The 25,108-nt window shown below is 65.1% G+C and carries 24 protein-coding genes; 11 read left to right on the top strand and 13 right to left on the bottom strand.

The window, feature by feature from the left end; all coding sequences use genetic code 11:
* Positions 1 to 360 precede the first annotated feature (360 nt).
* The 4 genes from H1B27_RS37730 to H1B27_RS37715 all read right to left on the bottom strand — a co-directional run bounded on the left by H1B27_RS37730 (position 361) and on the right by H1B27_RS37715 (position 4,781).
* Positions 361 to 1,902, bottom strand: coding sequence for a L,D-transpeptidase family protein (locus tag H1B27_RS37730; RefSeq protein WP_210343672.1), 1,542 nt, complete (start codon positions 1,900 to 1,902; stop codon positions 361 to 363).
* Positions 1,903 to 2,405: 503 nt separating this feature from the next.
* Positions 2,406 to 3,368, bottom strand: coding sequence for an acetyl-CoA carboxylase carboxyltransferase subunit alpha (locus H1B27_RS37725; protein ID WP_061882638.1), 963 nt, complete (start codon positions 3,366 to 3,368; stop codon positions 2,406 to 2,408).
* A 289-nt stretch (positions 3,369 to 3,657) separates the two neighbouring features.
* On the bottom strand, positions 3,658 to 4,617 hold the full coding sequence (gene xerD, locus H1B27_RS37720) for a site-specific tyrosine recombinase XerD (RefSeq protein ID WP_197969530.1): 960 nt from the start codon (positions 4,615 to 4,617) through the stop codon (positions 3,658 to 3,660).
* A 17-nt stretch (positions 4,618 to 4,634) separates the two neighbouring features.
* A complete protein-coding gene (locus H1B27_RS37715; RefSeq protein WP_035669499.1) occupies positions 4,635 to 4,781 on the bottom strand; it encodes a hypothetical protein in 147 nt (48 codons plus the stop codon).
* Positions 4,782 to 4,992: 211 nt separating this feature from the next.
* On the opposite strand from H1B27_RS37715, the gene H1B27_RS37710 reads away from it, so the two are divergent.
* The 3 genes from H1B27_RS37710 (at position 4,993) to H1B27_RS37700 (ending at position 8,178) form a co-directional block, all read left to right on the top strand.
* Positions 4,993 to 5,619, top strand: a complete 627-nt coding sequence (locus H1B27_RS37710) for a shikimate kinase (RefSeq protein ID WP_061882636.1) — start codon at positions 4,993 to 4,995, stop codon at positions 5,617 to 5,619.
* On the top strand, positions 5,616 to 6,758 hold the full coding sequence (gene aroB, locus H1B27_RS37705; RefSeq protein WP_061882635.1) for a 3-dehydroquinate synthase: 1,143 nt from the start codon (positions 5,616 to 5,618) through the stop codon (positions 6,756 to 6,758). Before H1B27_RS37710 ends, aroB begins: the two co-directional genes overlap by 4 nt.
* A gap of 67 nt (positions 6,759 to 6,825) precedes the next feature.
* On the top strand, positions 6,826 to 8,178 hold the full coding sequence (locus tag H1B27_RS37700) for a hemolysin family protein (RefSeq protein WP_197969529.1): 1,353 nt from the start codon (positions 6,826 to 6,828) through the stop codon (positions 8,176 to 8,178).
* A 108-nt stretch (positions 8,179 to 8,286) separates the two neighbouring features.
* Here the strand turns inward: H1B27_RS37700 and H1B27_RS37695 are convergent, their stop codons facing one another.
* Positions 8,287 to 8,556: a BolA family protein gene (locus H1B27_RS37695; RefSeq protein ID WP_061882723.1), complete on the bottom strand. Its 270-nt coding sequence runs from the start codon at positions 8,554 to 8,556 to the stop codon at positions 8,287 to 8,289.
* A 104-nt stretch (positions 8,557 to 8,660) separates the two neighbouring features.
* On the opposite strand from H1B27_RS37695, the gene H1B27_RS37690 reads away from it, so the two are divergent.
* Positions 8,661 to 9,293, top strand: a complete 633-nt coding sequence (locus H1B27_RS37690) for a J domain-containing protein (protein WP_197969528.1) — start codon at positions 8,661 to 8,663, stop codon at positions 9,291 to 9,293.
* 56 nt (positions 9,294 to 9,349) lie between these two features.
* Here H1B27_RS37690 and H1B27_RS37685 read toward each other — a convergent pair whose 3' ends face one another.
* Together H1B27_RS37685 and H1B27_RS37680 are read right to left on the bottom strand one after the other, a co-directional pair.
* Positions 9,350 to 9,586 (bottom strand): hypothetical protein, encoded by a 237-nt coding sequence (locus H1B27_RS37685; RefSeq protein ID WP_061882632.1) that lies wholly within the window; start codon positions 9,584 to 9,586, stop codon positions 9,350 to 9,352.
* Positions 9,587 to 9,746: 160 nt separating this feature from the next.
* Entirely contained in the window at positions 9,747 to 10,841 is a 1,095-nt protein-coding gene (locus tag H1B27_RS37680) for a citrate synthase/methylcitrate synthase (RefSeq protein ID WP_061882631.1), read from the bottom strand.
* 72 nt (positions 10,842 to 10,913) lie between these two features.
* Between H1B27_RS37680 and H1B27_RS37675 the strand changes: the two genes are divergently transcribed.
* Positions 10,914 to 12,131 (top strand): citrate synthase family protein, encoded by a 1,218-nt coding sequence (locus H1B27_RS37675; protein ID WP_197969527.1) that lies wholly within the window; start codon positions 10,914 to 10,916, stop codon positions 12,129 to 12,131.
* A gap of 112 nt (positions 12,132 to 12,243) precedes the next feature.
* Positions 12,244 to 13,623 carry an allophanate hydrolase gene (gene atzF / locus H1B27_RS37670; RefSeq protein ID WP_311977747.1) on the top strand — a complete coding sequence of 460 codons (1,380 nt, stop codon included), beginning with the start codon at positions 12,244 to 12,246 and terminating at the stop codon, positions 13,621 to 13,623.
* 176 nt (positions 13,624 to 13,799) lie between these two features.
* Here atzF and H1B27_RS37665 read toward each other — a convergent pair whose 3' ends face one another.
* From H1B27_RS37665 to H1B27_RS37645, 5 genes are all read right to left on the bottom strand, one after another.
* Positions 13,800 to 14,525 (bottom strand): Crp/Fnr family transcriptional regulator, encoded by a 726-nt coding sequence (locus H1B27_RS37665; protein ID WP_061882628.1) that lies wholly within the window; start codon positions 14,523 to 14,525, stop codon positions 13,800 to 13,802.
* Positions 14,526 to 14,824: 299 nt separating this feature from the next.
* A complete protein-coding gene (locus tag H1B27_RS37660; RefSeq protein ID WP_082822244.1) occupies positions 14,825 to 15,703 on the bottom strand; it encodes an ABC transporter ATP-binding protein in 879 nt (292 codons plus the stop codon).
* The gene (locus tag H1B27_RS37655; protein WP_197969525.1) at positions 15,691 to 16,470 is read right to left on the bottom strand and encodes an ABC transporter permease; all 780 of its coding nucleotides are present in this window, start codon (positions 16,468 to 16,470) and stop codon (positions 15,691 to 15,693) included. Before H1B27_RS37655 ends, H1B27_RS37660 begins: the two co-directional genes overlap by 13 nt.
* Positions 16,467 to 17,468 (bottom strand): NrtA/SsuA/CpmA family ABC transporter substrate-binding protein, encoded by a 1,002-nt coding sequence (locus tag H1B27_RS37650; protein WP_082822243.1) that lies wholly within the window; start codon positions 17,466 to 17,468, stop codon positions 16,467 to 16,469. The genes H1B27_RS37655 and H1B27_RS37650 overlap by 4 nt, the downstream gene beginning before the upstream one ends.
* A gap of 226 nt (positions 17,469 to 17,694) precedes the next feature.
* Positions 17,695 to 18,618 (bottom strand): LysR family transcriptional regulator, encoded by a 924-nt coding sequence (locus H1B27_RS37645; protein ID WP_197969524.1) that lies wholly within the window; start codon positions 18,616 to 18,618, stop codon positions 17,695 to 17,697.
* A 125-nt stretch (positions 18,619 to 18,743) separates the two neighbouring features.
* Here H1B27_RS37645 and H1B27_RS37640 point away from each other — a divergent pair, with 125 nt between their 5' ends.
* Positions 18,744 to 19,346 (top strand): NADPH-dependent F420 reductase, encoded by a 603-nt coding sequence (locus H1B27_RS37640; RefSeq protein ID WP_061882624.1) that lies wholly within the window; start codon positions 18,744 to 18,746, stop codon positions 19,344 to 19,346.
* Between the two features lie 45 nt (positions 19,347 to 19,391).
* The gene (locus H1B27_RS37635) at positions 19,392 to 19,763 is read left to right on the top strand and encodes a nuclear transport factor 2 family protein (protein WP_061882623.1); all 372 of its coding nucleotides are present in this window, start codon (positions 19,392 to 19,394) and stop codon (positions 19,761 to 19,763) included.
* 19 nt (positions 19,764 to 19,782) lie between these two features.
* On the opposite strand, the gene H1B27_RS37630 is transcribed toward H1B27_RS37635, so the two are convergent.
* The gene (locus H1B27_RS37630; protein WP_061882622.1) at positions 19,783 to 20,442 is read right to left on the bottom strand and encodes a DedA family protein; all 660 of its coding nucleotides are present in this window, start codon (positions 20,440 to 20,442) and stop codon (positions 19,783 to 19,785) included.
* Positions 20,443 to 20,740: 298 nt separating this feature from the next.
* On the opposite strand from H1B27_RS37630, the gene cobS reads away from it, so the two are divergent.
* From cobS to H1B27_RS37615, 3 genes are all read left to right on the top strand, one after another.
* The gene (gene cobS, locus H1B27_RS37625) at positions 20,741 to 21,739 is read left to right on the top strand and encodes a cobaltochelatase subunit CobS (RefSeq protein WP_061882621.1); all 999 of its coding nucleotides are present in this window, start codon (positions 20,741 to 20,743) and stop codon (positions 21,737 to 21,739) included.
* 182 nt (positions 21,740 to 21,921) lie between these two features.
* Entirely contained in the window at positions 21,922 to 23,826 is a 1,905-nt protein-coding gene (cobT, locus tag H1B27_RS37620; RefSeq protein ID WP_197969523.1) for a cobaltochelatase subunit CobT, read from the top strand.
* Positions 23,823 to 24,902, top strand: a complete 1,080-nt coding sequence (locus tag H1B27_RS37615) for an esterase-like activity of phytase family protein (protein WP_061882619.1) — start codon at positions 23,823 to 23,825, stop codon at positions 24,900 to 24,902. The genes cobT and H1B27_RS37615 overlap by 4 nt, the downstream gene beginning before the upstream one ends.
* Positions 24,903 to 25,108 lie beyond the last annotated feature (206 nt).

Genomic DNA, 25,108 nt, shown 5'->3' with positions numbered 1-25,108 from the left:
TCGATCCAGTCCCAATCGACCTTGCCGGCAAGCTGAACCAGCTCGTGCTTCATATTGATGATCTGGTCCAGCCTGGCCCGGAACAGATCGCCCGATTCCGTCGTCCTGTGCTTCTTCGGTCGCATCGCCACCTCCGATGCGACGACGGAATCATGACTGGCGATTCGACGGAATCCTGAAAATGAAATTGCAAGGTTCCGATGCCCCAAGCATCAAAACCCTGCAATCGCAAAACAGCCCACAAAGACAAATGCGATTCTAGCTCAATCGCTTAGCCGCTCTTCACGGACGACTAACTGCCATTCTCGCCTTCGCAGGGAATGACAGTGTCAGGCTGGGATAGGGTGGAGAACGCCGCCCCTACTTCACCGCCCCAAAGCGGCTGTCGAACGAATTCGACTGCACCACTGGTGCGGCGCCCATGATCTGCGTCGCTTCGCCCGCGCCATCCGAGAGCGAGGGCTTCAGCGCCGGACGCGTCGCGGCAAGGCGCGTGTCCGGCTTCGCCGGTTCGGCGGGCTTGGCAGCGACGGCAGAAGGCTTCGGCGCATCCTTGGCCGTGTCCTTGGACTTGTCATGCCCCGGCACGAAGCGGGTCACTGCGGCCTTGAGCCTCGATGCTGCCGTGGGCGGCGTCACGGAGGTCTGGGCCGGCGCCACCGACGCCGTGGCCTGCGGCGGAGGCGTGGTCGCCGTGGTATCGGCGGTGCCGAGGCCCATCTTGCGGCCCAGGTTCGAGAAGAAGCCGCCGCCTTGTGTTTTCTCGGCTTGCGATTTCTCAGCCTGGGGCTTCTCCGCCGGCGCAACTGCGGCGACGCGCGTGGTTGCGGGCGCGCTGACGGCCGTGACCGGCTCTTCCTGCGGCGCAGGCGCGGACGCGACCGCGTCGAGATTCGGCTTGGGCGGATTGACGTGGCCGGGGATCGTGCCCGGCGCCTTCGCCATCGCCAGCATCTGCAGCGTGGTGCCTTCGGCACCTTCGGAGAGGCCGGTCGAGCCTTCCGGAATCTTGGCGGCGAACACCTTGTTCATGCCGCCGTCGATGCCGGTGTTCATGCGTGCCACCGGCGTGCCCTTGGCGACGAGCCTGGCGTATTCCGTTTCGTCCTTGGCCTGCTTCCCGCGCACGGCCTCGGCGATCTCCTCGGGGATCACATAGGCCGGGCATTTTGCCGAGGCGTCGAACACCGGATCGCGCTTGGCGTCCGCCGGCTTCGCGGCGTCGAACACGTATTTCTTCTCGCAGAAATCGACCTTCGGCTCCTGCCGCGTCACCTCGAAATGATCATAGCCTTCCTTGATCATCTTCCAGAACGGCATGTTCGGATTGTTCCGGTGCCTCGCCATGTTCACCGGCGTCATCTTGAACGGATAGGCCTGCAGCTGGAACGCCTTCTGGCCGCCGAAGAAGGATTCGCGCCCGAGCGAATAGATCTCCGCGATTTGCTCGTCCGTCATCGCGTAGCAACCGCGCGATGAGCAATCGCCATGCACCATCAGCTGCGAGCCGGTGCGCCCCAAAGCCTTGTCGAACGCGTTCGGATAGCCCGTGTTGAAGGACAGGTAATAGGCCGATTGCGGATTCATCTGGCTCGGGTTGATCGAGTAGAATCCCTCCGGCGCCTGGCGGTCGCCTTCGCGCACCTTGGGGCCGAGGTCGCCGGACCAGCGGCAGATCGGATAGGTCTTGAGCAGCGCGAACTTGCCTGACCGGGTCTGCTTCCAGACCTCGAGCTCGGCCTCCTGCTTGAACAGGCGGACCAGGATCGGCGATTGCAGGTCCATGTCCTTCTCGGCCATCGCAGCGATCAGCTTCGGCGGCACCGGCTGGTTGGCCTTGGCGTTGGTCGCGAGCGAGATCTGGTCGCTGTTGCAGCCGGACAGCAGGACGCCGGCCGTCATCAGCGCAACCGAAGCCAAGAGCGCGCGAGCAAACGAACGAGAAATCAAGATGGACCCCACACCGTGCCGGGCTTTGAAGCGAACCCCAATTCTTCTGGAGCATGATCCGACCGGCGAACCGGACCCGTCATGACGGGCTTTTTCAGCTCACGCCCCAGCGCTTGTGCCCTGAAGCCATTGATTAAAATTCTAACCTCTGGGTCATGTGGTCGCAACCCGAGCGGGGATCACGAGGGCGTTGGCCCAAAGCTGTGGTCAACAGAGACTTAAACTGGGCCGGAACTTGGACCGCGCGGCCACACCGCCACTGAGATCGCCGATTTGGGCAAAAAAAGGGTTAATGCGGGGTTACCGTCTCGCTCTTCACCTCCCCGCTTGCGGGGGAGGCCGGGAGGGGGCTCGCGCCGCATTGGGAATGTCGCGAGAGGAGACACCCTCTCCCCAACCCTCCCCCGCAGGCGGGGGAGGGAGCGCACCGCCGTTGCGGCGCTAAAACGGGCGAATCAGCCCAGTTTCCGGCCGATATCGAGGAATTTCTGCCGCCGCTGCTTGCGGATGGCGTCGGCGTCGAGGTCCCGGAGCTCGTCGAAGGCCTTGGCGATGGCTTCGCCCGTGGTGGCGATCATGGCCGCGGGGTCGCGATGGGCGCCGCCGACCGGCTCCTTCAGGATCTGGTCGATCACGCCGAAGCGGAGCATGTCCTGGGCGGTGATCTTCATGTTGTTGGCGGCTTCCTGCGCCTTGGTGCCGTCGCGCCAGAGGATGGAGGACGCCGCCTCCGGCGAGATCACGCTGTAGATCGCGTGCTCCAGCATCAGGACCTTGTTGGCGGTGGTGATGGCGATGGCGCCGCCCGACATGCCCTCGCCGGTGATGATGGCGACGTTCGGCACGGTCAGCGCCAGGCAGGCGTCAGTCGAGCGCGCGATCGCCTCGGCCTGGCCGCGCTCCTCGGCGCCGATGCCGGGATAGGCGCCCGCGGAATCGGCGAGCGACAGCACGGGCAGGCCGAAGCGCTCGGCCATCTCCATCAGCCGCACGCATTTGCGATAGCCTTCGGGCCGCGCCATGCCGAAATTGTGCCTGATACGGCTGTCGGTGGAATCGCCCTTCTCCTGGCCCATCACGCAGATCGGCTCGCCGCGGAAGCGGCCGAAGCCGGCGACCAGCGCCTCGTCCTCGCCGAACTTGCGGTCGCCGGCGAGCGGGGTGAATTCGGTGATCAGGCCCTTGATGAAGTCGTTGAAATGCGGCCGCTGCGGATGCCGCGCGACCAGCGTCTTCTGCCACGGCGTCAGGTTCTGATAGAGGTCGGCCAGCGCCTGCGCCGCCTTGTCCTCGATCCGCCCGATCTCGTCGCTGATGTCGGTGCCGGACGCCGCGAGCGCCCGCAATTCGTCGACCTTGGAGTCGAGCTCGGCGACGGGCTTTTCGAAGTCGAGATAGCTGCGCATCTGGTCTTGCATCAACTCAATATAGGGGGACGGGGCCTTGGAGCGAAGCGAGCTTAGGGTTGCGAAAGGAAGTGTAGCGTCTTCAATGGTTTGGCTTGTGCGCTCGTGTGGCGCCAGCCAAATCAATCGGTGAGGCCCCGGCTCTTTCTGCGGAGATGCGGCCGAAGTCAAGGCGGTTCATGGGTCGCCGTAGCCCGGATGAGCGAAGCGATATCCGGGGCAGGTCGTGCCTTGGGCACAATCCCGGATGTCGCTTCGCTCATCCGGGCTGCGACAGCCGCGTCCGGGGCACGAGACCCGTCTACTTCTCCGCCAGCGGGTGCAGGTCGCGCACCAGGCTCTTCAGCCGCTCCTCGACCACATGGGTGTAGATCTGCGTCGTGGAGATGTCGGTATGGCCGAGCAGCGTCTGCACGATGCGCAGATCTGCGCCGTTGTGCAGCAGGTGGCTGGCAAAGGCGTGGCGCAGCACGTGCGGGGAGACCAGCCGGGCCTGCAGGCCGGAGGCGACCGCGAGCTCTTTCAGATCGCGGGCGAAATGCTGCCGCGTCAGATGTCCGCTCTCGCCGAAGGAAGGAAACAGCCATTTCGAGGCGGCGAGGCTGTCTTTCTTCTTCTCGGTCTTTGCCGCCTCCGTCGCGGCGAGGTAATCCGCCATCGCCTGCCGCGAGGCCTCGTTGAGCGGCACCAGGCGCTCCTTGTTGCCCTTGCCGCGCACCACGATCATGCGCGCGTCGCGCTTGGCCGCCGAGCGCGGCAGCGCCACCAGCTCGGAGACGCGCAGGCCCGTGGCGTAGAGCACCTCGAGCAGGCAATAGAGCCTGAGAGCGCGCAGCCGCTTCGCCGGCGAGGCCTCTTCCGCCTCGCTCAACTCCTTGGCGCGGCGGAGCATGCAGTCGACATCCGCGATCGACAGCACCTTGGGCAGGCCGCGGCCGCGCTTGGGGCCGGACAGGATCGCGGCTGGATCGTCGCCGCGGATGCGCTCATTGAGGAGAAAGCGGTAGAGATGCCGCATCGCCGACAGGCGGCGGGCGACGCTGGTGGATTTGAAGCCGCGGATGTCGAGATCGGCGAGATAGTCGCGCAGCGTCTGCGTTTCCGCGGCCACAAAATTGTGGCCGACGCGGCCCACAAATTCCGAGAAATCGGTGAGGTCGCGGCGATAGGCGTCGAGCGTATTGGGCCCTGCGCCCTGTTCCGCCGCGAGCATGTCGAGGAACAGGCCGATGAGCTTGGCGTCTGAGGGCTTGGTGGGCATGCCTCGGAGGCTAGCGCCTATTTCTTGAGAAATTTATCCGGCGGGATCGTCACCGTCATTTCCCGTGGCTTGGGATTGACGAAGTTCGCCAGCGCAAAGACCACGCCATAGACGATGCCGGCGATCACGGCGACGACCGTCAGGAAGCGGAACAGGCTGGGCATCGTTCTGGGGTCTCGGGCAGAGGACTTGGATAGGGGTCTTGGATAGGGGTCTTGCGTAGGTCTTGGCAGCCAAATTAACCAATGGAATCATCCAACATGTTCGCCGTTTCGTGGCAAGAGTCCTCTGGCGAGGGCCCCCATGGGATCGTATAGGTGGCCAAAGCCTGCCGCCCCCGGCGGCAGTTCGAGCGAGATCCAATCGAGCGAGACAATGTCCGACGCCGCGGTGCCAGCACAAGCGACCCCTGAGGCCGACATCCTGTCGGCCCTCGGCGCGCGCTCGATCGTGCTGGTCGGCATGATGGGGGTGGGCAAGTCCACCATCGGCCGGCGGTTGGCGGCGCGGCTTGGCCTGCGATTTCTCGATGCCGATGTCGAAATCGAGGTGGCCCACGCCGGCATGACCATCCCGGAAATCTTTGCGACCCATGGCGAGCCCTATTTTCGCGACGGCGAGGCCCGCGTGATCGCGCGCCTGCTCGAGGGCGGGCCGATCGTGCTGGCGACCGGTGGCGGCGCTTTCATGCGCGAGGAGACGCGCGCGCGGATCGCGGCGAAGGCCATCTCGATCTGGCTGAAGGCGGACCATGACGTCATCATGCGCCGCGTGCGGCGCCGTGCCGACCGTCCGCTGCTTCAGACCGCCGATCCCGAAGGAACCGTGACGCGCCTTCTCGCCCAGCGCGAGCCGGTCTATGCCAATGCCGACCTCACCATCGCCTCGCGCGACGTGCCGCACGACCGGATCGTCGAGGAGTGCATCGAGGCGCTGCACGCCCATCTCTGCGGCGGACAGGCCGCCCAACCACCTGCCGACGTTGCGAGTGCCGTACGATGACTGCGCCGTTGAAACATTCCGATCCAGTCAAGGTCGACGTCGCGCTCGGCGACCGCGCCTATGACATCGTCATCGGCCGCGGCGTGCTGTCTTCGCTTGGGGAACGGGTCGCAGCCTTGCGGCCGGGCGTGCGCACGGCCATCGTGACCGACCGCACCGTCGCGAAATACTGGCTCGAGGCGGCCGAAGCATCGCTTGCCGCAAGCAACATCCCGACATCGCGGATCGTCGTCGAGGAAGGCGAGATCTCCAAGACCTATGCGGGCCTCGAAAAGGTCAGCGAAGCCCTGATCGCTGCCAGAATCGAGCGCAACGATCTCGTCATCGCACTCGGCGGCGGCGTCGTCGGCGATCTCGCGGGCTTTGCCGCGGCGATCCTGCGCCGCGGCGTCGATTTCGTGCAGGTGCCGACCTCGCTTCTCGCGCAGGTCGATTCATCCGTCGGCGGCAAGACCGGCATCAACTCGCCGCAGGGCAAGAACCTGTTAGGGGCCTTCCACCAGCCGGTGCTGGTCATCGCCGACACCGCCGTGCTCGACACGCTGTCGCCGCGCCAGTTCCGCGCCGGCTATGCCGAGGTCGCCAAATACGGCGTGCTCGGCGACGAGGCCTTCTTCACCTGGCTGGAAAAGAACCATTCCGACATCTTCAAGGGCGGCTCGGCGCGCGAGCACGCGATCGCGACCTCGTGCCGCGCCAAGGCGGGCGTCGTCTCGCGCGACGAGCGCGAGACCGGCGAGCGCGCGCTGCTCAATCTCGGTCACACCTTCGGTCACGCGCTGGAAGCGGCGACCGGCTTCTCCGACCGTCTGTTCCACGGCGAGGGCGTCGCGATCGGCATGACGCTGGCGGCGCAGTTCTCGGCCAGGCTCGGCATGATCGGCGAGGCCGATGCGATGCGCGTCGAACGGCACCTGATCGAGGCCGGCCTGCCGACGCGCCTGCAGGACATCGCCGGTTTCGCGCAGGAAGGACTTGCCGATGCCGATGCGCTGATGGCGCTGATGGCGCAGGACAAGAAGGTCAAGCGCGGCAAGCTCACGTTCATCCTGCTGGAGGCCGTGGGACGCGCGGTGATCGCCAAGGACGTCGAGCCGACCTTGGTGCGCGATTTCCTGCAGTCGAAACTGTCGCAGTGATGGCGGGACCGTTCAGGCCGGCCGTCCGCGAAACGGCCGGGAATGCCGAGGCGGTCGCGAGGCAAACATGAGTTCGATCTCGATCAATCTGCTGCTGGCGGTCCTCTTGCTCGCCGCCAATGCGTTTTACGTGGCTGCGGAATTCGCGCTGGTGAAGAGCCGCGGCTTTCGCGTCAAGGCCATGGTCGAGCAGAACCGCTTCGGCGCGCGCCTGCTGCAGACGATGATGGGAAACATCGAATCCTATCTCGCCTGCTGCCAGCTCGGCATCACCATGGCCTCGCTCGGTCTCGGCTGGATCGGTGAGCCGACCGTGTCGGCGCTGCTGAGTCCGATCCTCCAGCCGCTCGGTCTGTCGGAGGCCACGCTGCACTTCGTCTCGTTCGTGGCGGGTTTTCTGGTTTTCTCCTCGCTGCACATCATCATCGGCGAGCAGGTGCCGAAAACGCTTGCGATCAGGGAGCCGATGCCGGTGTCGCAGTGGATCGCCTATCCGCTGCATGTCTCCTACCTGGTGTTCTATCCGTTGAGCTGGTGTCTCAACGCGGCTTCGAGCGGGATCCTGCGTCTGATCGGGGTCCAGGAGTTTTCGCAGCACGAGATCCTGACGGATTCCGAGATCGAGGGCCTGGTCGAGGAATCGGCCGTGCACGGCAAGATCGAGAGCGGCGAGGCCGAATACATTCACAACGTCTTCCGCCTTGGCGAGCTGACCGTGTCCGACGTGATGGTTCATCGCACCGCTATGGTGATGATCAATGCCGATCTGCCGCCGGACGAGCTGGTGCGCGAGGTGCTGGCCACCGAATACACCCGCATTCCGCTGTGGCGCGACAAGTCGGAGAACATCATCGGCATCCTGCACGCCAAGGATTTGTTGCGGGCCATCCGCGCGTCGGAGGGCGATACCTCGCGTATCGACGTCACCACCATCATGCTGCCGCCCTGGTTCGTGCCGGAAATGCGGCCGATATCCCAGCAGCTCAAGGCGTTCCGGCGTCGCAAGACCCATTTCGCGCTCGTCGTCGACGAGTATGGCGAGGTCGAAGGCCTCGTGACGCTGGAAGACATTCTGGAGGAGATCGTCGGCGATATCTCCGACGAGCACGACGTGGTGGTCGCCGGCGTCCGCCGTCAGCCCGACGGCTCCGTCGTGGTCGACGGCTCCGTGCCGATCCGCGATCTCAACCGCGCGCTGGACTGGCACCTGCCCGATGAAGAGGCAACGACGGTCGCCGGCCTCGTCATTCACGAAGCACGCTCGATCCCCGACCGCGGCCAGAGTTTTACCTTCCACGGCTTCCGCTTCCGCGTCCTCCGCCGCGAGCGCAACCGCATCACCGCGCTCCGTATTTCGCCGGTGGCACGCGAGGGTGAGCTGGAGGAGACCAAGCCGAGACGGGCCGGAACGTCGTTTTAGTTTTGCTCACGTTGCACCAGCATCGTCATTCCGGGGCGATGTGGAGCATCGAACCCGGAATCTCGAGATTCCGGGTTCGGCTCTTTGAGCCGCCCCGGAATGACGGAGCTAGCCTTCCCCCGGCGCCTGCGCCTGGATCGCGAGCGCATGCACGCCGCCGGAGAGTTCCGCGGCGAGCGCCGAATTTATCATGCGATGGCGGTCGACCCGGCTCTTCCCTTTGAAGGCAGCAGACACGATATACACCCGAAAGTGCGTCTCGCCGCCCGGCTGATGGCCGGCGTGGCCCTCATGCAAGTGTGACTCGTCGACGACCCGCAGGCTTTCCGGCGTGAAAGCTTCCTGCAACTTGTTGCTGATAGTGTCTTTCATGACCATGAGTGCCATTAAGGGACGCGATCGCGGCCCGTCAACTCCCGGGCCTCACGCTAATTGCAATGTCAAGACTTGAAGGTTTTTGCATTGCGTAGTCAAAGTCAGCCATGCCGATCGATTCATCAAAGTTCTTCGACTCCATCCGCGTCAAGCCGCGCGGCAAGCAGGCGGAAGCGAAGCCGCGCGACGGCGTGGTCGCCTGCGAATGGACCGGCTGCCAGAACAAGGGCAGCCACCGCGCGCCGAAGGGCCGTGAGAACCAGCGCGAATACTGGCACTTCTGCCTCGACCACGTGCGCGAGTACAACCAGAACTACAATTTCTTTTCCGGCATGAACGCCGACGCCGTCGCGCGCTACCAGAAGGATGCGCTGACCGGTCACCGGCCGACCTGGAAGATGGGCGCCAATGGCGGCAAGAAGGGTGCGGAAGCCGAGATCGACATGGCGTCTGACCCGTTCAGCATGTTCAGCGAGATCAACGGCCGCGCCAGCTGGCGGAAGGGCCCGGACGCCCAGCCGAAGGCCGAGACGCGCAAGGTGATGAACGCCGAGCGCAAGGCGCTCCAGGTCATGGGCCTCGGCCCCAGCGCGACGCTTGCCGACGTCAAGACCAAGTACAAGGCGCTGGTCAAGCAGCACCACCCCGATGCCAATGGCGGCGACCGCTCCACCGAAGACCGCCTGATCGAGATCATCAAGGCGTACAATTATCTGAAGACGGTCGTGCGGGAGGCGTAGGGCCTCCGCGCCTGGTTTGGATGCCGCCCGCCCGGAAGCGGACGGCACCTTTGTGGTTACCTTGTCCGACAGACACGGACGCGCTTGACGACGCGGCGTCCATGATAGCCGCGCGTGACCACGGTGCGTACGGTGCAGACCCTTCTCGGAACGTAATGATAGCGTGCGTTCACGACGTCCCCCGGCACTGAAGCGTTTGGGATGGGATGCGCCGGCAGCGCATGGGCTGGCACCGCGAGTGACGACAGAGCGAACAGCGTTCCGGCAGCGAGGGCGTAGGAGAGCTTCTTCATTACCATTCCTTTTCGTGACTACCCCTGAAGACATTCGTAGGGGCGAGCATGAATGCGCGGCCAGCGTCTTTGTTCCCGCTGGCCGCTGAGTCCTTCCGTCGCGTGCTCGAAAAGGCCCGAAGAAAATCAACTCTGACGAGCCCGGATATCGTGCTTGCGTCTAATCTGCAGGCATCGCCCCCACGTAGGACGAACTCGGCCGGATCAAACGTCCCGTCCGCTGCTGCTCGCGCGCGTGTGCGGTCCACCCCGCGGCGCGTGCCACCGCGAAGATCGGCGTGAAGGCCTGGCGCGGAATGGCGAGCGCGTCGAGCAGGATCGCAGTGAAGAACTCCACATTCGTCTCCAGCGGTCGCTCCGGATTCTTCCTGCGGAGCGCGCTGCGGATATAGGCCTCGACCTCGCCGGCGAAGGGCAGGTCGGCGCCGTTGGACGCCAGCGCCTCGATCGCGGTCTTCAGGACGTCGGCGCGCGGGTCGCGCACGCGATAGACGCGGTGACCGAAGCCCATCATGCGGTCGCCGCGCGCCAGCGCCGCGTCGACCCACGGCTTGATCCGTTCACGCGAGCCGATCGCATCCAGCATTTCCAGCACCGGCTCCGGTGCGCCGCCATGCAGGGGGCCGGTGAGCGCGCAATAGCCCGCGGTCACGGCGGCGAACAGATCGGCTTGCGTCGAGGCCACCACGCGCGTCGTGAAGGTCGAGGCATTCATGCCGTGGTCGCAAACGGTGACGAGATACGCATCGAGCGCGGTGACCTCGCGCGTTGCGGGCGCGCGCCCGTGCAGCATGCGCAACGTGTCGGCAGCGTGGCTCACGCCGGGATCGGGTGCGACCGGCTCCAGCCCCTTGGCGCGGCGGACCAGCGCGCCCGCGATCACCGGGAATGCGCCGACGATCGTCGCTTCGTGTTCGAGCCCGTGCTCGGCGCGAAGGCCGGCAACGGCTGCGCGAAACCCGTCGACTGTGCCCATGCCGCGCGTCGCCGGCAAAAGGTCGGGCAGCCGCGCGAAGGCGCGCTCGCGCGCAGTGCCGAGGCTTGCCCGCACATTGGCTTCGCTGAGCGTGGTCTTGCTGGCGCCGTTCCAGAGCCGGGCGGTGACGCCCTCGAAGCTCGATTTGGCGGTGAGGCTGCCGACATGCTCGCCGGCGATGATCAGCTCGCCGCGCTCGCCATCGACATGGCTCAGCACGGTTTCAGCCGCGGGGACGCCGTCCAGCCCGATCTGGCTCTTGGTGAGGTGGATGTTCATGGCCTGTCTCCTTTCATGCCGGCAAGGTCGGGCCTCTCGACAGATTGATCAATCTTGATTACGTAAATCAATATGAAAAATTCCGATGGGCTGTATCTCTCTGCCCGGGAGGCGGCCGCCGAGCTCGCGATCTCCCCGGCCACCCTCTACGCCTATGTCAGCCGTGGCCTGATCCGCTCCGAGCCGACGCCGGATTCGCGCAAGAACCGCTACCGCGCCGAGGATGTCCGGGCGCTCAAGGAGCGCCGCATACCGTCGCCGGAGCCGCGCGGGCTGCGCAGCTTCGATGCCGACCTGCCGGTGATGGACACGGAGATCTCGACCATCACCGAGGAGGGCGCGATCTATCGCGGCGTCAATTGCGTCGATCTTTCCGAGAGCGACACGCTGGAGCACACGGCGACGCTGCTCTGGGATGTCTCCGGCGTCGATCCGTTCGATCCGGACAATCAGCCGGAGATATCCGAGGAGATGCGCGCGATCGCGGCGGCCGCGCGTCGGGCGGCGCCGATCGACCGCGCCATCGCCGTGCTGGCGCTGGCCGCGAGCGCCGATCCCCGCGCCTTCACCCGCGCGCCCGATGGCCGCGCCATGGTCGGCGCGCGCATCGTCCGCCTGCTGGTCGGGACCATGCTCAACGCCGAGCCGTCGGCCGAGCCGTTGCACCAGCAGATCGCCAAGGCCTGGGCGGCGGACAACAAGCATGCGCCGGATCTGATCCGCCGCGCGCTGGTTCTGCTCGCCGATCACGAGCTGAACGCCTCGACCTTCACCGCGCGTTGCGCGGCCTCGACCGGCCTCAACCTCTACGATTCCGTCGTCGCCGGCCTCGCCGCGCTGAAGGGACCCAAGCATGGCGGGGCCGGCGTGCTTGCCTCGCAGCTTGTGAAAGCGCTGGTCGACCGCGACGTCGAGCCGATGGTGCGCGAGCGCGTCGCGCTCGGCGAGCGTTTTGCCGGCTTCGGCCACGGCGTCTACAAGCGCGGCGATCCCCGCGCGCAATCGCTGCTGAACGCATTGTCGCGCGCCGGCGCGCCGCGCAAATTCACCCGCGAGGTGCCGGAGCGCATCGCGGAAGCCACCGGCGAGTTCGTCAACATCGACTATGCGCTCGCAGTCCTCGTGCACGCGCTGCGCCTGCCCGCCGGCAGCGAGCTCGCTCTGTTCGCCATGGCCCGCAGCGTCGGCTGGATCGCGCACGCCAGCGAGCAGTTGCAGTTCGGCAAGCTGATCAGGCCGCGGGCTAGGTATGTCGGGCCTGCGCCGGGACGGAGGGCGGGGAGTTCGTGATCGCTCCCACTCGCGGTCCGGTTCACGGCGGCAGCAGAAGCGCTTAATTGCTTTCCGTCCCGTCCACCTCCGGGCAGGCTTGCAGCACCTTCGATCTCCTCGGGAGCCATTTGTGTTGCAAGCCGCCGCCCTAACTCGCCGCCCCCTTCGCACCTCGGCCGAACTGAGTTCGGCGATCGCAATGGCATACGAGCGCATCGAACGCGACCGACACCGCAATTGCTGGATCCATGTGAAGCCCATGGAAGAGGCGCTGGCGGAGGTCGAGGCTCTCGCACGGCGCGGCGCGCAGGGCGAATTGCTGCCTCTGCTCGGTGTGCCTTTCGGCGTGAAGGACAACATCGACGTCGAGGGCATGCCGACCTCGGCGGCCTGTCCGCCCTTCGCCTATGTTGCGGAGCGATCGGCCCGGTGCGTCGAGCGCCTCGCCGCGGCCGGCGCAATCTGTCTCGGCAAGACCAATCTGGATCAATTCGCAACCGGGCTGTCCGGCGCCCGGTCACCTCACGGCGTCTGCCCAAGCGCCGCCGATGATCGCTATATCTCGGGCGGATCGAGCTCGGGCTCGGCCGTCGCCGTGGCGGCCGGACACGTTGCCTTTTCACTTGGCACCGACACCGGCGGCTCAGGCCGGGTGCCGGCAGGTTTCAACGGCATCGTCGGAATCAAACCGACGATCGGGCTTGTCTCATCCCGCGGGCTCGTTCCGAACTGCCCCACGCTCGATTGTCCGTCGATCTTCTGCAATTCCGTAACCGAGGGCAAATTGCTGCTGGAGCTCATCGAGGGCTTCGACGAGGAAGATCCCTACAGCCGGGAAGCGCGCGGCCCGTCATCCGCCATCCCGAACGAATTCCGCTTCGGACGCATTTCCGCCCCGCAGCTCGATTCATTCAGGTTGCCCGAATGCGACGCGCTCTACGAACAGGCTTGCGGGAGACTGGCGGGACTGGGAGGCGAGGCCCTCGATATCGACTTCACACCTTTCGCCGAGGCCGGCGAAATGCTCTTCTCGGGACCGTGGATCGCCGAACGATACGCGGCGGTCAGCAGGCTTTTTGACGTCGATCATGGAGATTTGCTGGAGGTGACGCGCAAAGTCCTGCATTCTGCGGCGCAATTTTCGGCGGCTGACGCATTTGCGGCGCAACATCGTCTCGCGAAGTTGCGGCGGCAGGTCCAGCTTCTGTTCAAGCAGATCGACGTCCTGGTCGTGCCGACTGCACCGCGACCTTTCACCATTGCGGAAATGCTGACAGACCCCATCGCGCTCAATACGCGTCTTGGTCACTACTCCTATTCCGCCAATCTGCTGGATCTGTGTGCGGTGGCGCTTCCCAATGCGACGCTCACCAACGGCATGCCGATGGGCGTCACCCTGCTGGCACCCGCATGGCACGACCACGCCCTCCTGGACTTCGCCTCGCGATGGCAGCGGGGCGATGGCGACGCCCTGTTCGGGCTGAACGTCTATTCGCGCACCGCCGGTTAGAGCGCGATGAAATGAGGATTGATCGCTGCGACGACGGAGGTGCGCTCCCTCTCCCGCTTGCGGGAGAGGGTTGGGGAGAGGGTGCTTCCGCAATGGGACAATCCCCAAGAGGAGAAAGCCCTCACCCGGCGCTTCGCGCCGACCTCTCCCGCAAGCGGGAGAGGTGACATCGCGCCTTAGACGATTTCGAGGTCGAGCGCGCGCAAATTCAGAATGACGATCAGGCCCCTGTCGTAGCGGATGATGCCTCTCGCCTGCATGCGAGAGAGCTGCACCGTCACCCATTGTCGTGTCGCTCCGATCAGGTTGGCGAGATCGCCATGGGTGAAAGGGATGCCGAGCACGATCTCGCGACCGTGCTGCGAGCCGTAGATATTCGAGAGAAAGATCAAGAGACGCTGCAACCGCTCGGTCACCGATCGTGTGCCGAGCATTTGCGCCATGGCCGAGTAGCACCTTGCCTTGAAGGCCAGCGCATCCAGCAGCGCCACCGCGATGGTCGCCGACTGAAGCGCAAGCCCGCGCAGCGCGGGGCCAGGCAGAAACAGGAGCCGGCTGCGCTCGATGGCAACCGAAGACCACATATGCGCTCCGGTGCCGAAGAGGTCGGGCCCACCGACGAAATTGCCGCCGAACCAGTAGGCGAGCGTCACCTCACGCCCCGAAGGTGCTGCGTAATAGCTGCGGATCCGGCCGGATTCGATCAGGTATATGCCGTTCTGCGTGTCTCCCTGGCGCCAGATGTGCTTGCCGGTGTCCAGGACCTCGTGGCGACCGATTGCCAGCACACGGCGCCGGTCGGCCTCGCTCAGAGGGTCGAGCAAGCCTGGCAGCGATCTGACCAAAGCATCCGACTCCGCCAGCATGATCCCGGCTGTCGTCTTGAGAGTTGCCGCTGACATCTGTCCGCTCCCTCGTGGCTGGAACAGATCCATTCAAGAGCTATGCCAGCCTTCGCTGCGGCTGAAAGCGCGATGAATTTTGGTTGAGCCGACACGCGCCCAGAGCTCGAATCACCTCTCCCCGCTGAGGCAAGGTAATCGCATATCAGCCTTCACCAGAGGTCGTCATGGCCGGGACAAGCCCGGCCATGACGATGTGGAGACTATCGTGCCCAAAAGTGTACTGCTCATATGCAATAGCCCCGCCGCCGGGGAGAGGTGACCCGCGGACGGCCAGCCGAACCTAGTCTCATCGCACCTTAAGTCACCGCTTCCATTTGCTCGAACGCCTTGCGGCCTTCGGTCCGGATCAGGTCGAGGCAATCCCGCTTGAGCGCGAGATAGGCGGGGTCGGTCAGAATAGCGCTGGAACGCGGGCGCGGCAGGCCCACGGAAAGATCCCGCAGGATGCGGCCCGGCCCGGCGCTCATGATCAGCACGCGATCCGACAGGAGGATGGCCTCGTCAATGTCATGCGTGACGAAAACGATCGTGGCGTTGATCCGGTCGCGCAGTTCGAGCAGGTTATCCTGCATCACGGCCCGGGTCTGCGCGTCCAAAGCACCGAAGGGTTCGTCCATGAGCAGCACACGCGGCTGGTTCGCGAGGGCGCGAGCAATCGCCACCCGCTGCTGCATGCCGCCTGAAAGCGTATGCGGATAGGCGTTCGCGAATTTTGTCAGCCCGATCATGTCGATCAGGTCGTCGGCGATCCGAAGCGCCTCCGTTTTCGACTTGCCGAGCGCGCGCGGTCCGTGAGCGATGTTACGGCGCACCGATTTCCAGGGGAACAGATGCGGTTGCTGGAAGACCATCCCGATATCCGGGCGAGGTGACAGCATCGGCTTGCCGGCCACCATGACCTCGCCTTCGAACGGCCGTTCGAGGCCCGCCATCGCATTCAAGAGTGTAGACTTGCCGCAGCCCGACGGGCCAACCAGCGAGACGAATTCACCCGGCATCACGGCCAGCGACACCCGGTCCACCGCAATGACCTCGCCGCGCGGCACATCGAAGACGATGCTCAAATCCTCGACCCGGATGATCGCTTCCGGCGCTGTCGATGAAGGCTCCGGCGCAGCATCCACGAGCCGGAGCGGCGGTGTCGGTCGAAGCGGGTTGTACATCATCGCCACCATACGGCACGCTCGGCAATGGCCGCGAAGGAACGATCGGCGACGAAGGAGAGCAGTCCGAGCGCCGCCAAGCCTCCCATGACCTGTCCGGTTTGCATGTTCTGTTGCGCAATCTCGATCCGGTAGACGATGCCGGCGAACGCGCCCGCCAGCTCGGCGGCCACGAGCGTGTAAAAGGAGATGCTGACGGCGGTGCGCAGGCCGACAACGATGTAGGGAAGCGCCCCCAGCAGGATGATCTCCGAGAGCATCTGCCGACGTGGCGTGCCGAGCATCAGCGCGGCGCGAACGAGGCCGCGGTCGACCTTCTGAACGCCGATATGGGTCGCGAGCCATACCGTGAAGAACACCCCCCAGACGACCAGAAAGAGTTTGCCGGCCTCCGACAAGCCAAACCAGAGGATCACGATGGGCACGAAGGCGATCGGGGGGATCGGGCGAAGGATATGAAACAACGGTGAGAGCAGGCTCGAGACCAGCCGGAACCGGCCCGTCAGCACGCCGAGCATGATCCCGCCCGCCGTCCCGATCAGGAAACCTACGGTGACGCGGAATAGGCTCGCCGAAAGGTCGCCAAAAAACTGGCCGCTGTGGATCCAGTCGAGGACGGCGACAGCGACCGTCGACGGCGGCGGGAAGAGCACCGCGTTGACGATCCGCGAGCGCGCGATCAATTCCCATACGCCGACGAAAGCTGGCACGGAGAGCGCGCCGACAAGCACGCTCAGGCGTCCGGCCGTCGTCGCACGGTTGTGCCTGCCGGTGCTCATGGATTGGCCGACAATGTGACACGTGCGGGATCAAGCGCTTTCAGCGGCGCCGCCGCAATGACCTTCGAGAAATCTGGCATTCCCGCTCCCGGCGGGTGATTGCCGGTCGCGAGCCGCCAGGCCGCGTGCGTCTTCAGCGTCTCGAGCAGCTTGTCGTCGAGGCGAACGTGATAGACGTAATCCGACCAGATCGGCGCCAGCTCGTCGCGCTTCATGCCGGTTGCGGCAGCGACGATGTCGATCGCTTCGTTCGGATGAGCCTTGACCCAGCCTTCCGCTTCGATGAGAGCAGCCAGGAATTTGCTGACGATTGCCGGGTTTGCCTCGAGATAGGGCCGCGTCACGACGATGTTGAAGGTCTCCGAGTAGAGACCCTTGGTATCGAGCAGGACGGCCCCCTCGCCGAGCGCCTTCTTTGCATTGGCCACGTGCGGCTCCCAGGTGTCGAACGCGTCGATGCTTCCCGCCGCCAGTGCGGGAAGCATCTCCTGGGGGCGAAGGTTGACGAGCGTGACGTCCTTGGCGGTCAATCCCGCCGCCTTCAGCAGAACCGAGGTGTAGACCTCGCTCCCCGTGCCGGCTGTGAAGCCGATGCGTTTGCCGCGCAGATCCGCTTTGGTCCTGATTGCGGCGGACGCGGCCGTCATCGTCTTCAGATCCGAGTACTCCATGCCGGCGACGAACGCGATCGGCTGCTGGGCCATCGCGGCCGCCGTTACCGGAGCTTCGGCGGTCGTCGCGATATCCGCTCCTCCTCCCATTACCGTGTCGAGGCACTGCTTTCCGCTGGTGAAATTCGAGACCGAGATATCGAGTCCCTGCTTGCCGAAGAGGCCGTTCGCCTTGGCGACAATCGCAAGGCCCGAGATCGGTGCGAGGTTCTGCGCAAGCCGTGCCTTCAGGACCTCTTCGGCTTTGGCCTGGGAAGCCGGATTCAAGATGCCCGCACAGGCCGAGATCGCAAACGAGACCATGCGAAGAGCTGTTTTCGAGCGCATGCAACCACCTCCGGTCATGTCGGCGGCCACAACGGCCAGCCCGTGATGGGAGGAGGGTCATCCGAAGGCAATGCGTCGTGAAGCAATTAATCGACAACGTGTCCCGCTGACGAGCATTTGCGCATCGCGGATCCGCAGCGGATCGCAATTTGGGCAACGGAGAGCCCTGTTTGCCCGCCTCTTGTGCGCCGTGCGGTCCAAAGCCTGGAATACTTTGCCGGTCGTGCTAGCTCAGGCTTCCGGCGAACCGTTCGGCGAGCCTGTTTTTCTTGAATGCGTCGGCAACCCAGTCCACGAAGGCTCTCGTCTTCGCGGGCACAAGCTTGCGCGATGCGTGGTAAATCGAGATTGCGCCTGCGTCACAGTACCAGCGTGGCACCAGGCGCAGCAGCGACCCGTTTTCGAGCGCGGGAAGAATGTCGGCGGTGGCAAGCATGGCAACGCCCAGGCCCAACAGTGCCGCCGCGCGCATCGCAGCGGGATCGTTGACCACGATCGACTCGGATAGTGGGGCTTGAACTTCCCGCCCCGAAACATCGCGCATCGACCAGTGCCGGATGCGTCCCGTCCGCAGCGAGCGCATGACGATGCCATCCAGTGCGGCCAACTCGTCCGGCTTGGTCGGTGATGTTCGCCCGGACATGTAGACCGGAGACGCCACGGCGATGATGTGTGCTGGCGCAAGGGTGCGACTGACAAGACCGGGCAACAATTCGAACCCACCTCCGATCGCCGCGTCATAGCCTTCACCGACCAGATCGACCTGACGGTTCTCGAAGTGCCACTCAGGGCGGACCTGCGGGTAACGGGCCAGGAAGCCCGGAAGCAACGGCAGGATATGGGCTGTGCCGAATGTCGGCGGCAGGCTTACTTTGAGAATGCCCGCCGGCTCGTCGCGTCCGCTCGACACCCCGGCGATTGCTGCCTGGAGCCCGTCGAGATGGCCGGCGACGGCTGTGCGGAACGTCTCGCCAGCCTCGGTGAGCGTCAGCTTCCGTGTCGAACGATGAAATAATCGGACGCCGAGATTGCGCTCCAGCATGGCGACGTTGCGGCTGACGGCTGTCAGCGAAAGACGTCGGCCAGCCTCCGAAAAGCTGCCGCACTCAGCGCTGCGAATGAATGATTCCAGGTTGGCCAGCGTTTCCATGGGCTCATTTGCAAGTGATCGTTGAAAATCTTACGAGCAATACCGTCCTAATCAAAGGGCAATGTTTGGATCATCTCTACGCCACCGATCAGCTCGCCTGATCCTAAACAGCTCGGAGCATCTCAATGTCCACCATCGGCATCATCGGCGCAGGCAATATTGGCCGCGCAATCGCCCAGGCGCTGGCGCGCAACGGCATCGCCGTGACCCTGTCCAACAGCCGCGGCCCGGACAGTCTTAGGACGACCGTGGCCGAGATCGGTCCGCTCGTGATCGCCGGCACCCGCGAGGAAGCCGCCGCTAAGGATATCGTGTTCGTCGCGGTCAATTGGTCGAAGCTGCCTGATGCCCTTGCCGGCCTGCCGCCATTCGCCGGGCGCATCGTCGTCGACGCCAATAACCCGATCGAGGCGCCGCTGTTCAAGCCGGCAGAGCTCGGTGGTCGCGCCTCGTCCGAAGTTTTCGCCGATCTGGTGCCCGGCGCGCGGGTGGTGAAGGCGTTCAATCATCTCTTGGCGCAGCTTCTCGCAACAGACCCGGCGAGCGACGGCGGCAAGCGCGTGCTGTTCTACTCAGGCGACGACGCTGATGCGAAGGCAAGTGTCGGCGCGCTGATCGACCGGCTCGGATTCTTTGGCATCGATCTCGGTTCGCTCGCGGTCGGAGCCAGGCTGACCCAGTTTCCGGGCGGTCCGCTTCCGGCGCTGAACCTGGTCAAGTTCGGCTGATGGTTCGACGAGGATATTCTCCAACGAGATGAGGAAGGCTGCGAGATGACCACCAATGATATCGATTTCGACCAACTTCTACGGGCCAATTTGGAGCGCGTGTTCAACGAGCGGGACGAGGACAAGCGGCGGACCGCCATTGCCGAGTTGTTCGTTGAAGAGCCCGTGATGTACGAGCCGACGAAGATCGTTCGGGGACGCCTGGAGATATCGCGCGTCGCCGGAGAGCTTCTGGAGCAGTTCGGGCCAACATTCAGGTTCGTACCCGATGGGGTCGCGGTCGGGCATCATGGCTTGGCGCGTTTGGCCTGGCATGCGGGACCCGAGCAGGGGCCCGTCGCCGTGACCGGAGCCGACGTGGCCGAAGTCCAAGACGGTAAAATCTCGCGGCTGTGGGTGTTGCTCAATCCGCAGTGAGAGAAGTGGCGCTGCCGAACTAGGCCTGCGGCTTCGACCGTTCGACATTGCCGCCCTTCCGCCTGCGATGGATCCATACCGCCAAGCCCAGCACGATCGCGACGCCAACCACGGTCAAGATCCAGATGTGCTTGCCGACATGTTCATGATAATGCAGCCCGGCATATTCGTGCAGGGCCGACACCGCCAGCACGCCGGGCAGCACATGCGCCGGCGCCCAGGCCAGGATGGCCGGAATGTTCACCGCGTAGAATTTCGCCGGCGCCATGCCCAGCGCGCCGGCGGTCACGGGGACGAAGGCGCGGACCGGCGGCACGAAGCGGGCGAAGAACACGGCCCAGGTGCCGAAGCGGTTGAAGAAGCTCTCGCTCTCGGCGACCACGCGGGGGTAGTTGGTCAGCGGCCAGGTGCTGAGGATCTCGCGCTGGCGCCGGTGCCCGATCCAGTAGGCCGAGCCGTCTCCGAGCACGGCGCCGAGTGCGGCCGCCAGCAACACCCATTGCAGCTTGAGTTCGCCGCCCGGGACCAGGGCGCTCAGCGCCAGGATGATGGTCGAGCCGGGAATCACCGATCCCACCACCGGCACGGCTTCGAGCAGCGCCGCCAGGAACAGGATCAGATAGCCCAGCCATGCATGGGCCGAGACGAAGGAGATGAGGGGATCGAGGAAGGACGTCACTTCGTCTCTGTGGCGGGCTGGAGCATTTGGAGTTCGGACCCTACCTAAGTAAGCACGTGCGGCAAAAGTGCCATTTGGGCAGGCAGAGGCGTTACCCCGCCCGAAATTCGAGCGTGATTCGCAAGGCAGCCCTCCAAAAACTGCGTTCCTTGCCTATCTAAATGAAAAGACGACGGAACTTTGATTGGAGGGCGGGCTTCTGCCGGCCCCGCGTCTCTGATAGGTTGCTTTTCAGCACCCAGCCGCAGCCAACGTGCGAATAACCGGTTTCGGGACCGCCCGGGACCTCGGAGGATTGATGACGACCGCCGCCCTGTCCAAAGTTGAGGAAGTTTCCGGTCTGCCCGACATGAAAGTGTCGGTTCGCCAGGTGTTCGGGATCGATAGCGATCTCGAAGTCCCGGCCTATTCCGAAGTCGATCCTCACGTGCCCGAAGTCGACGCCGATTACCGCTTCGACCGTGCCACCACGCTCGCCATTCTCGCGGGCTTTGCGCGCAACCGCCGCGTCATGGTGACCGGCTATCACGGCACCGGCAAATCCACCCATATCGAGCAGGTCGCCGCCCGCCTGAACTGGCCCTGCGTGCGCGTCAACCTCGACAGCCACATCAGCCGCATCGATCTCGTCGGCAAGGACTCGATCGTGGTCCGCGACGGCAAGCAGGTCACCGAATTCCGCGACGGCATCCTGCCCTGGGCGCTGCAGCACAACGTGGCGCTGGTGTTCGACGAATACGACGCCGGCCGTCCGGACGTGATGTTCGTGATCCAGCGCGTGCTGGAGGTCTCGGGACGCCTGACGCTGCTCGACCAGAACAAGGTGATCAAGCCGCACCCGGCGTTCCGGCTTTTCGCCACGGCGAATACGGTTGGCCTCGGCGACACCTCGGGCCTCTATCACGGCACCCAGCAGATCAACCAGGGCCAGATGGACCGCTGGTCGATCGTCACCACGCTGAACTATCTCAGCCATGACGAGGAGGTGGAGATCGTGCTGGCCAAGGCCAAGCACTATCGCACCCAGGAAGGCCGCGACATCGTCAACAAGATGGTGCGCCTCGCCGACCTCACCCGCAACGCCTTCGCCAACGGCGACCTGTCGACGGTGATGAGCCCGCGCACGGTGATCACCTGGGCGGAAAACGCCGACATCTTCGGCGATATCGGCTTTGCCTTCCGCGTCACCTTCCTCAACAAGTGTGACGAGCTTGAGCGCCCCCTGGTCGCCGAGTTCTATCAGCGCTGCTTCAACGCGGAGCTGCCGGAATCGGCGGTGAACGTGGCGCTGAGCTGAAGTTCTCTCGGTGTGTCGTCCCGGACAAGCGAAGCGCAGATCCGGGACCCATACCCACAGGGAGTGGTTTTGCGAAGACTCGGAGTTACCAGCTTCGCCCACAACCTCTCCCCGTGGCTATGGGTCCCCGCGTTCGCGGGGACGACGGATCAAGCTGAGCCCGGGACGACGGTGAGATCGAGATGAGCACCACCTCCAACTCCAAATTCCGCACCAACAAGGAAGCGCCGACCGAGCCGTTCAAGCGCTCGGTCGCCTCCTGCCTCAAGGCGATCGCCAAGACGCCGGAGCTCGACGTCAGCTTCGCGGCCGAGCGGCCTGGCCTTGCGCCGGGCAAGGCGCGGCTGCCCGAGCCCGCGCGGAAGATGACCAGGCGCGATGCCGCGATCGTGCGCGGCCATGCCGATTCCATCGCGCTCAAGCTCGCCTGTCACGATCCCAAGGTTCATCGCAAGCTGATGCCCGGCAATCCGCAGGCGCGCGGCGTGTTCGAGGCGGTCGAGCAGGCCCGCGTCGAGGCGATCGGCGCGCGCCGCATGGCCGGCGTTGCCAAGAACCTCACCGCGATGCTCGACGATCATTTTCATCGCGGCAAGTTCGACGAGATCACCGACCGCGCCGATGCGCCGCTCGCCGATGCGCTGGCGATGCTGGTGCGCGAGCGCCTGACCGGCCTCGCGCCGCCGGCGGCGGCGAAGAAGATGGTCGACCTCTGGCGGCCCATCCTCGAAGACAAGATCGGCAAGCGGCTCGACCGGCTCGACGGCGTGGTCGAGGACCAGACCAGGTTCGGCGACGCCGTGCATGATCTGCTGTCGGCGCTCGAGCTCGGCGACGAGCGCAACGCCGACAGCGAAGACAATGACGAGAACGACGAGAACCGGGACGGCGACAACGACCAGTCCGGCGCCGAAGGCTCGCCCGATTCCGACGCCGCGCAGGAGATGAGCGCCGACCAGGCGCAGGCGAGCTCGGAGGAGATGAGCGAGAGCGCGATGGAGAGCGCGCAGGCCTCGACCTCGGATACGTTCGACGACGGCGAGCTCGGCGACGACGAGACGCCCGGCGAGGCGACGCGCCCGAACGCGCACGGCAAGAACGAGCCGCGCGGGCCGGAATATCACGCCTTCGCGCCCAAGTTCGACGAGGTGATCGCGGCCGAGGACCTCTGCGACCATGACGAGCTGGAGCGGCTGCGCGCCTATCTCGACAAGCAGCTCGCGCATCTGCAGGGCATCGTCGCCCGCCTCGCCAACCGGCTGCAGCGCAAGCTGATGGCGCAGCAGAACCGCGCCTGGGAGTTCGATCTCGAAGAGGGCATCCTCGATCCCGCGCGGCTGTCGCGCGTCGTCACCGATCCCTATCACCCGCTGTCCTTCATGCACGAGAAGGAGGCGACGTTCCGCGACACCGTGGTGACGCTGCTGCTCGACAATTCCGGCTCGATGCGCGGCCGCCCGATCACGGTCGCTGCGACCTGCGCCGACATTCTCGCGCGCACGCTGGAGCGTTGCGGCGTCAAGGTCGAGATTCTGGGATTTACCACGCGTGCCTGGAAAGGTGGCCAGTCCCGCGAGGCGTGGCTTGCTGCCGGCAAGCCGGCCAATCCCGGCCGCCTCAACGATCTCCGCCACATCATCTACAAGTCGGCGGATGCCCCCTGGCGCCGTGCACGAAAAAATCTCGGCCTGATGATGCGCGAGGGCCTCCTCAAGGAGAATATCGACGGCGAGGCGCTGGACTGGGCGCACAAGCGCCTGCTCGGCCGGCCCGAGCAGCGCAAGATCCTGATGATGATCTCGGACGGCGCGCCGGTCGACGATTCCACGCTGTCGGTCAATCCCGGCAACTATCTCGAGCGGCACCTGCGCCACATCATCGAGGAGATCGAGACCCGCTCGCCGGTCGAGCTGATCGCGATCGGCATCGGTCACGACGTGACGCGCTATTATCGCCGCGCGGTGACGATCGTGGACGCCGAGGAGCTCGGCGGCGCCATCACCGAGAAGCTCGCCGAGCTCTTCAGCGAGACCGCCACGGCGCCCACGCAGGCACCCGGTCGCCCGCGACGCAAATTGCATTCGTGAGCACGCGTTCATCCCGCCGCAGCTTTCTTGGCCACGCGGCGGCGGGATTTTCCACTCTCGCAGTCTCCCGCCTCGCGCAGGCGCAAGCAACGGCCGAGCCGCCTCCGCGCGCGCTCCAGGTCGAGCATGCCGTCGCAGAGCCCGTCAGCGTCGAGGTCAACGCGCGCAGCATTCCCAATTTCGAGCCGCGCGACCGTTCGCGTACGCGCTTCGGCTCGCTGGATTATCGTAGCGGCCTGGTGCTGACCTCGCCCTATCGCGGCTTCGGCGGCCTGTCCGGTCTCCGCTTCCTCGACGGCAAGGGCGAGCGCTTCCTCGCGATCTCCGACCAGGGCGGCTGGTTCACCGGCGCCATCCGCTATGCCGGCCGCGAGATGACGGGCCTTGCGGACGTCGAGGCCGCGCCGGTGCTGGGCGCCGACGGCCGGCCGATCACCGAGAAGAAGCTTTGGTACGACACCGAGTCGCTCGCGCGCGACGGCAACCTCGTCTATGTCGGGCTCGAGCGCGTCAACCAGATCCTGCGCTACGATTTTGCCAAGGGCGGCACGCGCGCCCGCGGTGAGGTGATCAGCGTGCCGCCGGCCCTGCGCAAGCTGCCCTACAACAAGGGGCTGGAGGCGATGGTCGTCGTGCCCAAGGGCCAGGGGCAGCCGCTCGCGGGCAGCCTGATCGCCTTCTCCGAGCGTGGGCTCGACGCCGACGGCAACCTCATCGCCTTCCTGATCGGCGGCCCCACGCCCGGCCAGTTCAGCGTGCGGCGGACCGAGAAATACGACATCAGCGATGCCGTGCTGCTGCCCTCCGGCGAGCTGCTCATCCTCGAACGCAAATTCTCCTGGTTCACCGGCGTCAACATTCGCATGCGCTCGATCCCCCTGAAGTCGATCGTACCAGGTGCGCTGGTCGATGGCCCCGCGCTGTTCGCCGCCGATCTCGGCCACGAGATCGACAACATGGAAGCCATCGACGCCCACGTCACGAGCGAAGGCGAGACGGTGCTGACGCTGATCTCCGACGACAATTTCTCGATGCTGCAGCGGACCTTGCTGCTGCAGTTCACGCTGGCGGAATAGGACGGGCGTCGTTCGGCAGACTCCGTTGTGCGTCTCGAGTCTCACCTGTCGCCCCGGATCTGCGCTGTCGCTTGTCCGGGATGACAGCGGAATGTGTGGCGTCATCTCGCGCCGGACCGCGATTGCGGAAATGCACGCCGGGGCTACCCGCCATTCCCCCGCGCGCCTAGCAATCCGCGCGTCCCCCATTACACTCCCCCCTGCAT

The organism is Bradyrhizobium diversitatis (assembly GCF_016031635.1).
Lineage (GTDB): Bacteria > Pseudomonadota > Alphaproteobacteria > Rhizobiales > Xanthobacteraceae > Bradyrhizobium > Bradyrhizobium diversitatis.
This window is presented reverse-complemented; position numbering and strand designations above follow the sequence as displayed.

What these genes read in the sequence shown, in the direction of transcription:
- H1B27_RS37715 (WP_035669499.1), bottom strand. Translation starts at nt 4,781, where the DNA reads ATGCCCAGCCTGTTCCGCTTCCTGACGGTCGTCGCCGTGATCGCCGGC.
- H1B27_RS37660 (WP_082822244.1), bottom strand. Translation starts at nt 15,703, where the DNA reads ATGGTGGCGATGATGTACAACCCGCTTCGACCGACACCGCCGCTCCGG.
- H1B27_RS37665 (WP_061882628.1), bottom strand. Translation starts at nt 14,525, where the DNA reads ATGTCAGCGGCAACTCTCAAGACGACAGCCGGGATCATGCTGGCGGAG.
- H1B27_RS37655 (WP_197969525.1), bottom strand. Translation starts at nt 16,470, where the DNA reads ATGAGCACCGGCAGGCACAACCGTGCGACGACGGCCGGACGCCTGAGC.
- H1B27_RS37695 (WP_061882723.1), bottom strand. Translation starts at nt 8,556, where the DNA reads ATGGTCATGAAAGACACTATCAGCAACAAGTTGCAGGAAGCTTTCACG.
- cobS (WP_061882621.1), top strand. Translation starts at nt 20,741, where the DNA reads ATGACGACCGCCGCCCTGTCCAAAGTTGAGGAAGTTTCCGGTCTGCCC.
- H1B27_RS37725 (WP_061882638.1), bottom strand. Translation starts at nt 3,368, where the DNA reads ATGCAAGACCAGATGCGCAGCTATCTCGACTTCGAAAAGCCCGTCGCC.
- H1B27_RS37650 (WP_082822243.1), bottom strand. Translation starts at nt 17,468, where the DNA reads ATGCGCTCGAAAACAGCTCTTCGCATGGTCTCGTTTGCGATCTCGGCC.
- H1B27_RS37640 (WP_061882624.1), top strand. Translation starts at nt 18,744, where the DNA reads ATGTCCACCATCGGCATCATCGGCGCAGGCAATATTGGCCGCGCAATC.
- H1B27_RS37690 (WP_197969528.1), top strand. Translation starts at nt 8,661, where the DNA reads ATGCCGATCGATTCATCAAAGTTCTTCGACTCCATCCGCGTCAAGCCG.
- H1B27_RS37730 (WP_210343672.1), bottom strand. Translation starts at nt 1,902, where the DNA reads ATGACGGCCGGCGTCCTGCTGTCCGGCTGCAACAGCGACCAGATCTCG.
- H1B27_RS37685 (WP_061882632.1), bottom strand. Translation starts at nt 9,586, where the DNA reads ATGAAGAAGCTCTCCTACGCCCTCGCTGCCGGAACGCTGTTCGCTCTG.
- H1B27_RS37680 (WP_061882631.1), bottom strand. Translation starts at nt 10,841, where the DNA reads ATGAACATCCACCTCACCAAGAGCCAGATCGGGCTGGACGGCGTCCCC.
- H1B27_RS37675 (WP_197969527.1), top strand. Translation starts at nt 10,914, where the DNA reads ATGAAAAATTCCGATGGGCTGTATCTCTCTGCCCGGGAGGCGGCCGCC.
- H1B27_RS37710 (WP_061882636.1), top strand. Translation starts at nt 4,993, where the DNA reads ATGTCCGACGCCGCGGTGCCAGCACAAGCGACCCCTGAGGCCGACATC.
- xerD (WP_197969530.1), bottom strand. Translation starts at nt 4,617, where the DNA reads ATGCCCACCAAGCCCTCAGACGCCAAGCTCATCGGCCTGTTCCTCGAC.
- H1B27_RS37700 (WP_197969529.1), top strand. Translation starts at nt 6,826, where the DNA reads ATGAGTTCGATCTCGATCAATCTGCTGCTGGCGGTCCTCTTGCTCGCC.
- cobT (WP_197969523.1), top strand. Translation starts at nt 21,922, where the DNA reads ATGAGCACCACCTCCAACTCCAAATTCCGCACCAACAAGGAAGCGCCG.
- H1B27_RS37645 (WP_197969524.1), bottom strand. Translation starts at nt 18,618, where the DNA reads ATGGAAACGCTGGCCAACCTGGAATCATTCATTCGCAGCGCTGAGTGC.
- aroB (WP_061882635.1), top strand. Translation starts at nt 5,616, where the DNA reads ATGACTGCGCCGTTGAAACATTCCGATCCAGTCAAGGTCGACGTCGCG.
- H1B27_RS37635 (WP_061882623.1), top strand. Translation starts at nt 19,392, where the DNA reads ATGACCACCAATGATATCGATTTCGACCAACTTCTACGGGCCAATTTG.